General features: G+C 62.5%; 17 protein-coding genes, 1 tRNA gene and 2 pseudogenes. 13 read left to right on the forward strand and 7 right to left on the reverse strand.

Features of this window, described 5'->3' with window-relative positions:
• On the reverse strand, positions 1–227 hold a 227-nt coding region (locus tag R6U53_RS01890), incomplete at its 3' end, for a hypothetical protein (RefSeq protein ID WP_410320683.1).
• A gap of 77 nt (positions 228–304) precedes the next feature.
• Here R6U53_RS01890 and R6U53_RS01895 point away from each other — a divergent pair.
• Positions 305–541: pseudogene (locus R6U53_RS01895) on the forward strand (transposase); the annotation flags it as partial.
• Positions 542–604: 63 nt separating this feature from the next.
• On the opposite strand, the gene tbsP reads toward R6U53_RS01895, so the two are convergent.
• Complete coding sequence (gene tbsP / locus R6U53_RS01900) at positions 605–1,414, reverse strand: transcriptional regulator TbsP (protein ID WP_410320684.1); 810 nt, start codon at positions 1,412–1,414, stop codon at positions 605–607.
• 228 nt (positions 1,415–1,642) lie between these two features.
• Between tbsP and glyA the strand changes: the two genes are divergently transcribed.
• The 5 genes from glyA (at position 1,643) to R6U53_RS01925 (ending at position 6,426) form a co-directional block, all read left to right on the forward strand.
• Positions 1,643–2,917: a serine hydroxymethyltransferase gene (glyA, locus tag R6U53_RS01905; protein WP_410320685.1), complete on the forward strand. Its 1,275-nt coding sequence runs from the start codon at positions 1,643–1,645 to the stop codon at positions 2,915–2,917.
• Positions 2,918–3,000: 83 nt separating this feature from the next.
• Positions 3,001–4,413 carry an FAD-dependent oxidoreductase gene (locus tag R6U53_RS01910; RefSeq protein ID WP_410320686.1) on the forward strand — a complete coding sequence of 471 codons (1,413 nt, stop codon included), beginning with the start codon at positions 3,001–3,003 and terminating at the stop codon, positions 4,411–4,413.
• Positions 4,414–4,496: 83 nt separating this feature from the next.
• Positions 4,497–4,943, forward strand: coding sequence for a hypothetical protein (locus tag R6U53_RS01915; protein ID WP_410320687.1), 447 nt, complete (start codon positions 4,497–4,499; stop codon positions 4,941–4,943).
• Positions 4,944–5,031: 88 nt separating this feature from the next.
• On the forward strand, positions 5,032–5,925 hold the full coding sequence (locus R6U53_RS01920) for a bifunctional methylenetetrahydrofolate dehydrogenase/methenyltetrahydrofolate cyclohydrolase (RefSeq protein ID WP_410320688.1): 894 nt from the start codon (positions 5,032–5,034) through the stop codon (positions 5,923–5,925).
• Between the two features lie 3 nt (positions 5,926–5,928).
• The gene (locus R6U53_RS01925) at positions 5,929–6,426 is read left to right on the forward strand and encodes an NUDIX hydrolase (RefSeq protein WP_410320689.1); all 498 of its coding nucleotides are present in this window, start codon (positions 5,929–5,931) and stop codon (positions 6,424–6,426) included.
• Between the two features lie 135 nt (positions 6,427–6,561).
• On the opposite strand, the gene R6U53_RS01930 is transcribed toward R6U53_RS01925, so the two are convergent.
• From R6U53_RS01930 to R6U53_RS01940, 3 genes and pseudogenes are all read right to left on the reverse strand, one after another.
• Positions 6,562–7,272, reverse strand: coding sequence for a TFIIB-type zinc ribbon-containing protein (locus R6U53_RS01930; protein WP_410320690.1), 711 nt, complete (start codon positions 7,270–7,272; stop codon positions 6,562–6,564).
• A 37-nt stretch (positions 7,273–7,309) separates the two neighbouring features.
• Positions 7,310–7,729: a hypothetical protein gene (locus R6U53_RS01935; RefSeq protein WP_410320741.1), complete on the reverse strand. Its 420-nt coding sequence runs from the start codon at positions 7,727–7,729 to the stop codon at positions 7,310–7,312.
• A pseudogene (locus tag R6U53_RS01940) lies at positions 7,681–8,034 on the reverse strand (asparaginase domain-containing protein); the annotation flags it as partial. The gene R6U53_RS01935 and the pseudogene R6U53_RS01940, both read right to left, overlap by 49 nt.
• Positions 8,035–8,191: 157 nt before the next feature.
• Between R6U53_RS01940 and R6U53_RS01945 the strand changes: the two are divergent.
• From R6U53_RS01945 to R6U53_RS01965, 5 genes are all read left to right on the forward strand, one after another.
• Entirely contained in the window at positions 8,192–8,338 is a 147-nt protein-coding gene (locus tag R6U53_RS01945) for a hypothetical protein (protein ID WP_410320691.1), read from the forward strand.
• Between the two features lie 473 nt (positions 8,339–8,811).
• Positions 8,812–9,090, forward strand: a complete 279-nt coding sequence (locus R6U53_RS01950; RefSeq protein WP_410320692.1) for a PadR family transcriptional regulator — start codon at positions 8,812–8,814, stop codon at positions 9,088–9,090.
• 48 nt (positions 9,091–9,138) lie between these two features.
• On the forward strand, positions 9,139–9,423 hold the full coding sequence (locus R6U53_RS01955) for a DUF357 domain-containing protein (RefSeq protein ID WP_410320693.1): 285 nt from the start codon (positions 9,139–9,141) through the stop codon (positions 9,421–9,423).
• Between the two features lie 241 nt (positions 9,424–9,664).
• Positions 9,665–10,639 (forward strand): transcription initiation factor IIB, encoded by a 975-nt coding sequence (locus tag R6U53_RS01960; RefSeq protein ID WP_410320694.1) that lies wholly within the window; start codon positions 9,665–9,667, stop codon positions 10,637–10,639.
• A 123-nt stretch (positions 10,640–10,762) separates the two neighbouring features.
• Positions 10,763–10,936 (forward strand): hypothetical protein, encoded by a 174-nt coding sequence (locus tag R6U53_RS01965; RefSeq protein ID WP_410320695.1) that lies wholly within the window; start codon positions 10,763–10,765, stop codon positions 10,934–10,936.
• 48 nt (positions 10,937–10,984) lie between these two features.
• Here R6U53_RS01965 and R6U53_RS01970 read toward each other — a convergent pair whose 3' ends face one another.
• Both R6U53_RS01970 and R6U53_RS01975 read right to left on the reverse strand, forming a co-directional pair.
• Positions 10,985–11,563: a DUF420 domain-containing protein gene (locus R6U53_RS01970; RefSeq protein ID WP_410320696.1), complete on the reverse strand. Its 579-nt coding sequence runs from the start codon at positions 11,561–11,563 to the stop codon at positions 10,985–10,987.
• A gap of 165 nt (positions 11,564–11,728) precedes the next feature.
• Positions 11,729–11,813: transfer RNA gene (locus R6U53_RS01975), tRNA-Leu, on the reverse strand.
• A gap of 168 nt (positions 11,814–11,981) precedes the next feature.
• Between R6U53_RS01975 and R6U53_RS01980 the strand changes: the two genes are divergently transcribed.
• Both R6U53_RS01980 and R6U53_RS01985 read left to right on the forward strand, forming a co-directional pair.
• The gene (locus R6U53_RS01980; RefSeq protein ID WP_410320697.1) at positions 11,982–12,479 is read left to right on the forward strand and encodes a multiprotein-bridging factor 1 family protein; all 498 of its coding nucleotides are present in this window, start codon (positions 11,982–11,984) and stop codon (positions 12,477–12,479) included.
• A 39-nt stretch (positions 12,480–12,518) separates the two neighbouring features.
• Positions 12,519–13,688: an alanyl-tRNA editing protein gene (locus R6U53_RS01985; RefSeq protein WP_410320698.1), complete on the forward strand. Its 1,170-nt coding sequence runs from the start codon at positions 12,519–12,521 to the stop codon at positions 13,686–13,688.
• The last annotated feature ends 16 nt before the right edge of the window (positions 13,689–13,704 follow it).

Here is a 13,704-nt window from a genome sequence, read left to right on the forward strand (position 1 = left end):
ACGGCGGTGACCCCCCGGTAGGTGAGACCGAAGAGATAGGGGGCGAAGATCACCGAGTCGAAACGGGAGCTGTTCTCCCGGAGGTGACGGATCAGCCCGTCGCTGGTGACCCCGTTGTCGAGCCAGGATTCTTCCTCGGCCAGGGTGAGCTCGATCCCGTGAGCTATCTTCTCCGAGATCTTCTGGTGGGCGATCAGATCGCGCGGATTGACCGGGAATCTAATCACGGGCACTCCGTTCACCCGGCCCGGTCCCGGGGGAAAGTGGTTCTCCCAGGTGAAATGATTCCGGGCGCAGGTGGTCCCGCGAAGAGGGCGTGAGACCGCTGATCAAACATCGTGAGTTCCGGCCCATCGATCACGCGCACAACGCGCGGATCGATGGGCCTCGATACCGCCAGCGAGCGATGTGTGAGACCGTCTTCTCCACAATCAAGCGCACGCTCGGCGACGCCGTGCGTGCGCGAACTTGGTACGGTGAATTTCGTGAACTCGTCCTGATGTGTGCCGTTCACAACATCAAGCAGTCTCTAACCCCGTGAATCAAACTACGTCTGGCGATTCACCACGGCCACGCCGACCGAATCGAACGGGTTGTATCGGCCTCAGGCGGCGAGCATCGCCCGTGCGACGCGAGCAAAGGCCTCGGTATCGACGTCTTCGAGACGCTCGTCGCCGAGCTTCAATCGGAGTCGTGGGCGGCCGACGTCGATCGGGACTTTCTCGGTCTCGATAACTCCCTGCTCTTCCATTCTGGTCTTTGTCCGCGAGAACGTGGCTTTCGAGGCGATGCCGACGTCCTCGCCCCACTTCGAGATATCGTACAACAGGTCCTCGTTCTTCGCGGCGACGAGCAACGAGACGGTCACCTCGTCGAGATCGCTCCTCCCGCCATCGTCCGCGTCGAGCGCCGAGAGAACCGCGTCGAAATCCTCGGCGGTCCGCGCGCCGAGCTCGGCTTCGAGAGTCTCTCGAACCTTCGAAAGCGGCGGCGTCCTGAGGACGTACGGCTCAGCGTTCCGCCACGCCTCGGAGAACCGAGCGTTCGCGCTCTCGATGAACGCCTCGTCGTTCGTCGTCAATCCGGCGACGTGGCCATCGGCGTTGACGACGGCCATCACCGAGTCGTCGGTCACCACGAGCGCGTTGGCTCCCTCGTCGTAGTTTCGGATCTCGAGAACGCCCGCGTCGACGCGGTCGGCGGCCCGACTCGCCAGTAGGAAATCATCCATCACCGTCTTGAGTGCCGTCGGTTCGGCGAGGAGGCGGACGGATGGGGACGCTTCGTCTACGACCTGAACGAGCCGCTTGATCGTTTCCGCGTCCGGAGCGACGACGAACAGCCCGTCGTCCGCCGCGGCGAGTGCCTCCCCGAGCACGTCTGCCACGGTTCGCTCCATGACATTTGATTTCATCAGCGTAGGTACAAATATATCATCGGACGTATTTAACTTTTACAGCCTGAATCGCCGTTTTGAACGTGTTTCGGGAAACGCGATCGAAGAGAGTGTCTATCTTCATACAGCGAGCGAACCCCGCCCGTTCCGTGAGTGACATTCGACATACTCGACGATCACTGCGATCGGAGTCCGGTCATCGCGAACGGGTAGCTTCTTGTCCCGGCGTTCCCCAGTTTCACGCACATGAGCTACGAGCAGGTCCGTCGGACCGATCCCGCGGTCGCCGATGCCCTCGAAGGCGAACTCGACCGCCAGGAGAACACACTGGCGATGATCGCCTCCGAAAACCACGTCTCTGAGGCAGTTCTCGAGGCGCAAGGCTCCGAACTGACGAACAAGTACGCCGAGGGCTACCCCGGCGAGCGGTACTACGCCGGCTGTGGTCCCGCCGACGCCGTCGAATCGCTCGCTCTCGAGCGCGCGAAGGAACTGTGGGGTGCCGAACACGTCAACGTCCAACCCCACTCGGGAACGCAGGCGAACATGGGCGTCTACCTCGCCATGCTCGAACCGGGCGATAAGATCCTCTCGCTCGAACTCGAACACGGCGGCCACCTCAGCCACGGCCATCCGGCGAACTTCACGGGCAAAACCTACGAGGTCGAACAGTACGAGGTCGACGCCGATACCGGCTACATCGACTACGAGGGGATGAAAGAACAGGCCGAAGCGTCCGAGCCGGACATCATCGTCTCCGGGTACTCCGCGTATCCGCGCGAGGTCGACTTCGAGCGGATTCAAGAAGCCGCCGACGCCGTCGACGCCTACCACCTCGCCGATATAGCGCACATCACGGGTCTCGTCGCAGCGGGCGTCCACCGATCGCCGGTCGGTATCGCCGACTTCGTCACCGGCTCGACGCACAAGACGATCCGAGCCGGTCGCGGCGGCATCATCATGTGCGACGAGGAGTACGCCGACGCGATCGACGCCGCGGTGTTCCCCGGCGTGCAGGGCGGGCCGCTGATGCACAACATAGCGGGTAAGGCGGTCGGTTTCAAGGAGGCGCTATCGCCGGACTTCGAGGCGTACGCCCAACAGGTGGTCGACAACGCCGAGACGCTCGGCTCGCGGCTGCAAGAACACGGTTTATCGCTGGTTTCGGGCGGCACCGACACCCATCTCGTGTTGATTGATCTCCGAGATTCGCACCCCGACACGACCGGCACCGTCGCCGAGGAAGCCCTCGAGGAGGTCGGTATCGTCCTGAATAAGAACACCGTTCCCGGCGAAACCAGATCGCCGTTCAACCCCTCGGGTATCCGCGCCGGGACGCCCGCTCTCACCACTCGCGGCTTCGACGAAGGGGCCTGTGAGCAGGTCGCGGACATCATCTACCGCGTCGTCGACCATCCCGACGACGGTGAGCTAAAGGCCGAGGCCGCGGCCGAGGTCGAGGAGCTGTGCGCCGAGTATCCGCTGTACGACCGCGACGGATCGCTCGTCGAATTCCAATAGTCGTCCATCGAGGCGCGTCCCTTCGGGTGCACTCGACGCACACGGACTTTGACTTTTTATAATCCCGGATCGTCGTCGTTCGCATGGACGAGACGTTCGTCGTCATCGGCGGCGACGCAGCCGGTATGTCGGCGGCAAGCAAGGCGAAACGTGATGAACCCGATCTCGACGTTGTCGTCTTCGAGAAAGGTCGGTGGGTCTCTTATGGCGCGTGCGGGCTGCCGTACTACATCAAAGGTGAGATCCAAACGCTCGACGAACTCGTGTCGGTCCCCCCCGAGGAGTTCCGCGAGGAGCGCGATATCGACCTCAGAACGGGCCACGAGGTCATCGGGATCGATCCCGACGCCCGAACGGTCACCGCCCGGAGCGATGACGGCGAGACGATCCAACCGTACGACCATCTGCTCATCGCGACCGGAGCGGCGGCGGTCGACCCGTCGATCGACGGGATCGACCTCGACGGCGTCTACACGCTCGGGTCGATGACCGACGGGAAGGAACTCCGCGAGTTCGTCGCCCGATCGCGTGAGTCATCACCGAGCGACCAGCCCGATCGCGGTCCCGCGTGCCAGTATCTCGAAAACTGCAGCGGGCCGGTCGGCGTCGTCGGCGGGGGATACATCGGCATCGAGATGGCAGAAGCGTTGGTCGCCAACGACTTCGAAGTCCACCTCTTCCAGCGCGACGATCGCGTGCTCAATGGGTTCAGTCGGGCGACGAGCGAAGCGGTCGCAGAGCATCTCGAGGAGCAGTCCGTCTCCGTCTACCTGAACGCCGAAGTCGAGTCGATCGGGGGATCGGACGCCGTCGAGGCCGTCTTGACGGCCGACGAACGGGTCCCCGTCGAGATGGTTCTCCTCGGAACGGGCGTTCGTCCGCGAACCGATCTCGCCGAGAATGCGGGGATCGAACTCGGGCCGACGGGCGCGATCGCGACCGACGAGTACCGAGAGACGAACGTCCCGAACGTATACGCGGCTGGCGACTGTGCGGAGGCCGAACACGTCGTGACGGGCGAACCGGCCTACGTTCCACTCGCGCTGACCGCGAACAGACACGGCCGTGCGATCGGACAGACGGTGGCGGGGACGCCGTCCGAAGCCGGCGGAATCGCGGGCACGGCCGCGGTCAAAGCGTTCGAGGTCGAGGCGGCGCGAACCGGAGTTGTGGACCACGACGAGGCCCGCGACGCGGGGTTCGACCCCGTCTCGAAAACGATCGACGCGAAATCGCGAGCGGGATACTATCCGGAGGGCGGAACGGTTCGCGTGACGCTGACGGCCGACCGCGAGTCGGGGCGGGTGCTCGGTGGCAGCCTCGTGAGCGAGTACGGGGAGGGGGCCGTCCACCGGAGTCACGCTCTGGTCGGAGCGGTCACCGAAGCGATCACCGTTGACGAGTTATCGAACTACGATCTCGCGTATGCCCCGCCGTTCAACACCACGTGGGACCCGATCCTGACGGCCGCGAAGGTGCTGGGTGGAAAACTGTGAGTGGGGGACGACGAGGGGTGCTTTTGGCTGCCGGGGGGGTTGTCGGTGTCGCGATTGCCGGGTGTACGGATGTGAGTGTGGAGGTGACTCCCGCAGCAGACGGCACAAGCGAGCAGGGCAGTGGTGATGCGACTCAGTCCGGTTCCGTCTACGATGATCTCGACCTCCGAGAGGCGAACGTCACGGCCCTCGACGTCGAATCGGTCAACGGGGCTTACCAGTTCTCCGTGACGCTCCTCCACGACGACGACGGGGAAGACGGCTACGCGAACTGGTGGCAAGTGGAGGATATGGGCGGTGAACGACTCGGTCGACGCGACCTCACCCACCCGCACGGAACCCGGGAATTCACCCGCTCAGCGACGGTTTCGATCCCCGACGACGTCGACTGTGTCGTAGTTCGTGGACACGACCAAACGCACGGATACGGCGGACAGGCGATGCTTTTCGCGCTCGATTCGGGAACTACGCGTACGGTCCAGCAGGGATCCGAGCCGCGTGACGTCTCGCCGGCGGACTGCCCCTCCTAAGCACGAACGTGTGTATATTTCGGGTAGACACGTCGGCTAACCGCACGAACCCGAATCATTGATACGTTCGGCGTGCCCCCCTTGGGTAATGACAGAGGTCATCGACGGCGAGGCCGTCGCCGCCGACATCCGCGAGTCGCTAACCGAGTGCATCTCGACGCTCAAAGACGAGGGCGTCGAACCTGGGCTCGCGACCGTGTTGATGAGCGACGACCCCGCCAGCGAGACGTACGTCTCGATGAAACAGCGCGACTGCGAGGAGGTCGGCATCGACGGGATCCACATCGAAATCGACCCCGAAGCGCCTGCCGAGGAGCTCTACGATACCATTGACGAGCTCAACGCCGACTCCTCGATCAACGGGATCTTGGTCCAGATGCCCGTCCCGGACCAAGTCGACGAACGGCGCGTTCTCAGACGGATCGACCCGGTGAAGGACGTCGACGGCTTCCACCCCGAAAACGTCGGTCGTCTGGTCGCCGGAAACGACCGCTATCGTCCGTGCACGCCCCACGGTATACAGAAACTGCTCGAAGCGTGTGGGACCGAAACCGAAGGCGCCGACGCGGTCATCGTCGGGCGTTCGAACATCGTAGGCAAGCCGCTCGCGAACCTCCTATTTCAAAAAGCCGACGACGGTAACGCGACGGTGACTGTCTGTCACTCGCGCACGGAGAATCTCGGCGAGAAGACCCGAAGTGCGGATATCCTCGTCGCGGCCGTCGGCATCCCCGAGATCATTGACGCGGAGATGGTCAGCGACGGCACGACGGTCATCGACGTCGGCGTCAATCGGGTGGACGCCGAAACTGAAAAGGGGTACGAACTGGTCGGTGACGTCGACTACGATGCCGTCGAGGGGATCGCTGGGGCGATTACCCCCGTCCCCGGCGGCGTCGGACCGATGACGCGTGCGATGTTGCTGTACAACACGGTGAAAGCGGCCGGTCTACAGCACGACGTCGACGTCGATCTCCCCTGATTGATGCCGTCGGTCGACGACTTGACGACACGATACGGCGATTGCTACAAAAAAGCCGAACGCGTGGAGATCGATCCGGACCGATTCGAAAAGGCGATCGCCCGCGGTGACGACGGTGGATGGGGCGTTGGAGCGCTCGTCGTTTACGACGGTTGCGGGCTGTTCGTTCGCGAAACCGATACGTGGCTGCTCCCCGGCGGCCGCCTCGAAGCCGCCGAGACGCCAGAATCCGGCGCTCGCCGAGAAGTCCGAGAGGAGACCGGGCTCGACGTCGAACTCATCGGTCTCGCCGCGATCGCCGAACAGACGTTCGTCCGCCGCGGATCGACGGCTTCCTACGAGTTCCGGTTCGTCACGTTCGTGGCTCGTCCCTCTTCGACTCCCGAACTCCCGGACGGCCCCACCGACCCCGTTATCGACGAAATAGCGTGGTTCCAGACCGTTCCGGAGAACACGTTCGACCGTGATCTCGTCGGGCGACTGTTCGAGACGTACGTTTAAATACGAACACGCTGCCAACCGCCGTATGCGCTGAGAAACCGGCCGCGTTCCGCCGAGGCAGGTGTGCGAGACACGGGACGTGAGTTCGTCGCAGGTATCGTCTGTTCGTCAGTATTTGCGGTTCGCCGGGTCGCGTTATCCGAGCGAGTCGAGCCGCTCTTCGGCCAGCGCCAGCTCCCCCTCGTCTCCCTCGATGAGATATCGTCCGAGAGCACGCGCAGCCGAAACGAGCGTCTCCGCTTCTCGAGGCGGCACATCTCCCTCGAGCGCGCGAATCCGTTTGATATGTGTGGCAAGCCGCGCTAATACGCCCTCGACGGCCTCGTCCGGATGTTCCTGTACGTACGTCCGGAGATCGGCGTGATATTCTCGAACCGCGTTCGCGTACGCGAGTCCACGGATGGCCCGTAGGGACTGCGGAACCGCTTCCGCATTCGGTCGCTCCCCCTCGTCGGCTCTAAATAACGTGCTGAAATACCACCCCTCGTCATCGGGGACCGTCAGCCGCCGCCGAAGCGACGCGGCGACGTGTTTAAGCTCCATCGTTGCCAGATACGTGTCGTCGAGCGGCTGCAATCGTCCGGCGTCTATAAATCCGTATCCGCGGGTGAACGCACGTGCTCGATCGTTCGCACGGTCAGCGAGTCTGTCGATCGGTTCCGAATCGACGCTTCCCCGAAGCGGCGTCAGATCCAGCGTCGCCGTCGTCGCCGTATGCAGCGTCCGTGCGTCGCCGGTGCCGACGCTGTGGTGGCTCCCACACGACGGACAGAACACCTCGCCCGTATCGTAGTACGACCACTGGGTTCCACACGCCTTGCACTCCCGTCGGCCGCGGATTTTCATACCGACACTGGGGTGTCACGAGTGAAAATACCCCCGGCTACGGGTCGAACGCGTCGAAGTGTCCGTCGACACGGTCAGCGGCGAGCGCGAGGATCAACTCGAGCCGAGCGCCCCGCGGCGCCGAGTGCGCGAATCGGACGTGGTCGTACGACGCGGGCGTCGCCGCTCCTCCGGTCGTCCCGTAGATCGGTTCCGACGGGCCAGCGTGGCACCGGGAGGTTACGACGATCGGGCACGAGGCCTCAGCGACGGCGTCGCCGAGCTCCGCAGTCGTGTTTCCGAGACCGGTTCCGGCGACGACGAATCCGTCAGCCCGTGCCCCGGCGTCGTCGAAACCGGCGCGTCCGATCCCGGATGTCCCTCGGGGATCGGAAACGCCTCCGCTGATCCCTCGAGCTCGCGATACCAGTGCGTCCGCTTCCGCGTAAATCGGGCGATCGGCTCCGATTCGGGTGATCGAAACCTACCCAACGTACAGGTGCGCGACTTTCGGACCGTCACAGCGGTGTGTAGCCCCTCGTTAAAAGCCTCGAACGTGCCACCAGTTACCCGCTCGTGTGCGATGGCCTCGACCGCAGTCAACAGATTCGTCGCTTCGTCGCTTCCCAACTCGCCGGGTCTGCGCTGGGCGCCCGTTACGACGACCGGCAACTCGCACGTGAGATCGAAATACCGAGCCGTCTCGTCGGGGGTATCAGTGCCGTGCGTGATGACCACGCCGTCGATCCGCGTTGCGACGTGAACGCAGATCGCTGGGGGCATGTCGAATCCGGGCCGATCCGCGTTGTCCCGCCGGTAGCAATGGCGTGTGCCGCCATGCGCGAGGCTGTCTCGGGCGGCAGTTGGACGTTCCGGTCGATGGGTTGATACATTTCGCTTGATCACCAACCTTGATGAGCGCGGTCGTCGTAGCGTTCACATGCGCGATGAAGAAGAAATACGCGAGCAGTACGAATTCTTGAAGCAGGAACTGGACGACGAGGATATGAACCACGAGGGTGTGCGACAGATGTTCACGTATTATAAACGAGCGCTTGGCTGGGTGCTCGAAGAGGAGTACATCTGATCGGGATTTCAGCAAGGCCAGTACGGGTCCGGTACATTTATACGTCGGAGTCCACTTGTGTACGTTGACGCTTCGCTTGGAGGGCCGAAGCGTCAGCGGGGACCAATTCAGGGCGGCAAGCGTCCGACCGGTCCTTTTCATCCGGTCGGTCGCTTTCCTCTCTCGCTGAACCACGACCGATAGCGGCCCGTCCGCACAGAGTACCGTCCGAACTGCTTCATCACGGAAATCAATTCCGACCGATTTACGCTACGGGGTTCATCCATCCAACAGATTGTATGTTACGCTATCTGAGACGACGGTACACGTGAATACGCATCATCGAGACAGCTCTCTGATATGGTGTGCCGCACTCGGTAGATCCAGATCAGTTGGCTATATGGCGCTATAGCCCGATTCGGCCACATCCGATCGCACGATCGTTCCGATATATTTAACCTACCACGACAGCAACATACGTATAGACCTTACCGATGCACGACCTGACAGGATTCCAGCGTGACCTATTGTATGTGATCGCCGGTCTCGAAGAACCACACGGACTGGCGATCAAAGATGAACTCGAAGATTATTACGAGAAGGAGATTCACCACGGACGGCTCTATCCGAACCTCGATACGCTCGTCGAGAAGGGGCTGGTCGAGAAAGGTCAGCGTGACCGACGAACGAACTTCTACACGCTCACTCGGCGCGGTCGTCGAGAAATCGATGCCCGACGCGACTGGGAGGACAAGTACGTCGACATCGAGTAGCGCTCCCGAAGCCAATCCGGTTTTGTACGTCACGGCCGACGAGCGACTATGAGCGCAGATCTCGAAGAGAAGACCGACCGGTACGAAACGCTACTCTCGTCGGCCCTCGAAGCGGCCGACATCGCACCACAGGAAGGAACACCGCTGTACGAGGCCGCAGTCGAGTTCCGTGAGATGGCACGGTCGTATCTCGAAGACGGACGACATTTTCGCACGCAGGACGATCCAGTGAACGCTCTCGCGTCGTTCTCGTACGGCCACGGTTGGATGGATGCGGGCGCGCGTATCGGCGTGTTCGTCGTCCCAACCGATGGTCATCTATTCACTGTGTAGCGCGGCTCGGTCGGTACACTTCCCCTTCTACAGAAATATTTATTAACAATACCTGTTCGGTGTACCGTGACGCACGACACACGGAACCACACAATACCCTCTAATACGTCCGATTTCGATGTCTTGAGGGCACACACATGCAAAAGATTTAAATAGCTTTCGGACTAACATTTGGGTAGGAGCAGCCCGCCCCCGGATTCTTTGGTTTTCCACCTCCGGAGTCGGACGTAACCCACCCATCATGAGTGACACTGGAATCAGAACGTACACGGAGAAGAGTCGGACTGAATCGACCGAACAGGTAGACAGTACAGAGTCCGTCTCGACCTGCCCCGAGTGTGGCGCCCGGCTTGAAGCGGACTCGGAGCACGGCGAGACGGTGTGTACGGAGTGCGGACTGGTGGTCGAAGAAGACGAGATCGACCGCGGGCCCGAGTGGCGCGCCTTCGACAGCGCCGAGAAGGATCAAAAATCGCGCGTCGGCGCGCCGACGACGAATATGATGCACGATAAGGGGCTCTCGACCAACATCGGCTGGCAGGACAAAGACGCCTACGGCAAACAGCTCTCGACCCGTCAGCGCCAGAAGATGCAGCGGTTGCGCACGTGGAACGAGCGCTTCCGCACGCGTGACTCCAAAGAGCGGAATCTGAAGCAGGCGCTCGGCGAGATCGAGCGTATGGCGAGCGCGCTCGGGCTCCCCGAGAACGTCCGCGAAACGGCCAGCGTCATCTACCGCCGCGCGCTCAGCGAGAACCTCCTCCCAGGTCGCTCCATCGAAGGCGTCGCCACGGCGGCGTTGTACACTGCCGCCCGACAGGCCGGCGTCCCACGAAGCCTCGACGAGATCGAGCGTGTGTCGCGGGTCGATCGCATGGAGCTGACGCGAACGTACCGATACATCATTCGGGAGTTGAATCTCGAGGTCAAGCCCGCAGACCCCGAAAGCTACATCCCGAGGTTCGTGAGTGATCTCGATCTCTCCGACGAGGTCGAACGACGCGCCCGTGATCTCATCGATGCGGCCCGTGGTGACGGGATCCTCTCGGGGAAGTCGCCGGTGGGTCTCGCCGCCGCCGCCGTCTACGCCGCCGCGTTGCTCTGCAACGAGAAGGTCACGCAAAACGATGTCAGCGGGGTCGCCGACATCTCGGAAGTGACAATCCGGAATCGGTACAAAGAGCTCCTCGAAGCGGGTGAAGTGGCTACAGCGTAGATGGGTCGGGGGTTACGCACTCGTTTTTACCGACGTTATCGTCGTCACGATCGCTCGCCAGACCCGTCCCTCGCGCTGATACTGTGACAAAGGTTTTCATACTTTGCCGTCGTGAGGTCGGACATGGAAACGTACGTCCGTCTCCTGTGCCCCGAGTGCGGTAAGGCGTGGCAAAAATCTCCCAACGAGCTTCCGGAGCCCGCCCGAACGTTCCACTGCCCCGGTTGTCACGCGAGCCGTCGACTCTCGGAGTTTGCGCGGACCGAACACGATCTGCAGACGCTCAAAACGCTTTGAGCGCTTGGCAGCTCGAATCCCTTCGATCCATCCCTGGCCCCGTCTCGGTCAGTAGACGTGGTATAGCAGCGCGTAGATCACGATTCCCATCGAGAAGGAGACGAGCCACAGGCTCGCGGCTACCCGGCCGGCCCGTCGGTGGTTCGTCCCGTAAATCTCCGACACCGATCGCGTTCCGGCGGACAAGAGCGCATAGAAGACGAACGGGATACAGATCACCGCGAGAGTGATGTGGATCGCGAGAAACGGCAGATAAATGTACGTTCGCACCGCGTTCGGCCCCGGGAAGTCGCTGGGCCCGACGAGCGTGACGCGGTAGAGATACAGGAGCAAAAACGCCGCGAAGAGGGCGAAACTGGCGAGCATAAACCCCCGGTGTCGATCGACGTTTCCGCGTCGAATCTCGCGGACGCCGAGGAGGATCGTCCCGATCGCGCTCAGACTGATTGCGGCATTGAGGTGTGGAATCGCCACTAAAAGCGCTCCGAATCGGGGAAGGGTCGTCGTCGGGATCACCTGAAAGACGGCACCGAAGACGAGCGCGAGCGATGCTATCGACAGGAGAGCGGTCAACACCGGGACGTGTTCACGAGCCCACGCTCGAGTCGTCGTATCGCCGATGGTCATACCTCTCTTACTGGTCGCTGGGGAATATGTGTTGTTGATCCCACGCGAGTATACGATACCGTGCGACGAACGGCCGAGGCTATCCGAGTTGTTCTGTGAGAATTATGCGTGGGTGCTGTCTTCGAGCACCCGCACTGACAGTTAGCGGCTGTGAGCCGCTGGCAGTGCGTGGGACCGGATTTGAACCGGCGGACCTCTACAGGACAGCGCCCTCAACGCTGCGCCGTTGGCCTGGCTTGGCTACCCACGCACTCGTGTGCTATCGTGGTTTTTCCGCATTCATTCATTTCCAAGGGTCGCTAAAAGGGTTGTCGGTTTTCGGGCTCGGTGGAGACGGATTCACACTCTCCGGTACCGCGTGACGAACTCACACCGCGTGAACGCGGGGTTGAAGTACGTTCCGACGCTCATATCCCGTATGGCCAAATACTCCACCGGCGGTATCGGAGGTGACTCCGGTGGTGCCTGTGAACTCTGTGGGGCTGATGGCGCCTCGCTGCAGACTGTGACCGTCGCCGGAGCGACGCTCGAGGTCTGTGCTGAGTGCGCCCAACACGGCGAGACGGCGACGTCGGCCTCCGCAAACGACGGACGGGCGAGCGAACGCGAGCGTCGCCGGAAGGCGGCACAGAACGCCGCCAGACTCGACGACGCTAGAACCGTTCAGACCGACTGGGAGAGCGGCGCCGATTACGAGGACGATCCGTTGCCGTATCTCGTTCGTGGATACGGACGGCTCGTCGAGGCGGCCCGTCAGGAAGCGGGACTACAAACCGACGAACTCGCGGCCGAACTCGACGCCGCCGAGGACGATCTCGTGGCGATCGAACAGGGCCGTGCAGCCCGCGCGAACGTCGGCGGTTCGGTTATCGACGCTCTCGAAGAACGATTCGACATCGAACTGTCCGACGAGTAGCTCGGCGACCTTTTTGTATAACGCCGTTCGAGTACCGGTATGTCATTCTCGAAGGCACCCGACGATCCCGGGACGCTCGAGTTCGAGGCGACCGTCGAACGCAGCGGCACCGACGTCGTCCTCTCGGAGACGTACTTTTACCCCGAGGGTGGCGGACAGCCCGCCGATCGCGGGACGCTCGGCGGTCGCACGGTTCTCGACGTTCGAACCGACGACGATGGGACTGTGGTCCACGTTCTCGAGGAGCCGTTGGACGCAGGGAAGACGATTCTCGGCGCCGTCGACGCTGATTTCAGGCGCTACTGTGCGCGTTCGCATACGGCCAGTCACGCCCTTTATGGGGCCGGTCGGCGGCTCTTCGACGACCTCGACTACGGCGGGTTCGGAATCGACGAGGAGAAAGTCCGCGTCGATTTCAGGACGTCGTCTCCGATCGACGACGAGGCGCTCGTAGAGCTCGAACGACTGGTGAACCGATGCGTCTGGGAGTCCCGAGACGTCGACTGGCGACGACTTCCGCGCGCGGAGGCGCTCGCTCGAGACGACGTCGCGTTCAACACGAAAACGGAGGACGAACTCACCGGAGAGACGGTTCGGATCGTCGAGATCGACGGTTGGGACGTGGCCGCCTGCGGCGGAACGCACGTCACGAATACCCGAGATATCGGCCCCGTAACTGTTCTCGACCGATCGAATCCCGGTGAGGGGCTGACCCGCGTCGAGTTCGCTGTCGGACCTGCGGGTATAGACCGACGGGCTGTGGAAAAACGCGCCGCGCTCGATGCGGCGCGAACCCTCGGGATTAGCGTTCGGGATATCGCCGCGGAAGCCGACCGAATTCGGACCGAACGCGACGAGCTTCGAACCGAACGCGACGAGCTTCGGCGGCAACTCCTCGAACACCGGATCTCCGAGATAGCCGACGACTCGTTCGAACGGGACGATCTACGCTGGGCGGCCGGCGTCGTCGACGCGGACGCGAACGACCTCTCGGATGCGGTTCGAAACCGCCCTGACGGCGTCGACGTGGTCGTCCTCGCCGCGCCCGACGGCAGCCTTGCGGTCGGTGCCGGATCGGTCGACGCAGGAGAACTCGTCGACGACCTGACCGAGCGCTTCGGTGGCGGCGGGGGCGGTTCGCCGGACGTCGCACAGGCTGGCGGGCTCGATGCCGACGGTGCGGAGGTCGTCGCGTTTCTCCGCGAGTGATGACGCTTGTTCGGCC

Origin of the sequence: Natronomonas sp., from assembly GCF_046483325.1 — an archaeon.
Classification (GTDB): Archaea; Halobacteriota; Halobacteria; order Halobacteriales; family Haloarculaceae; genus Natronomonas.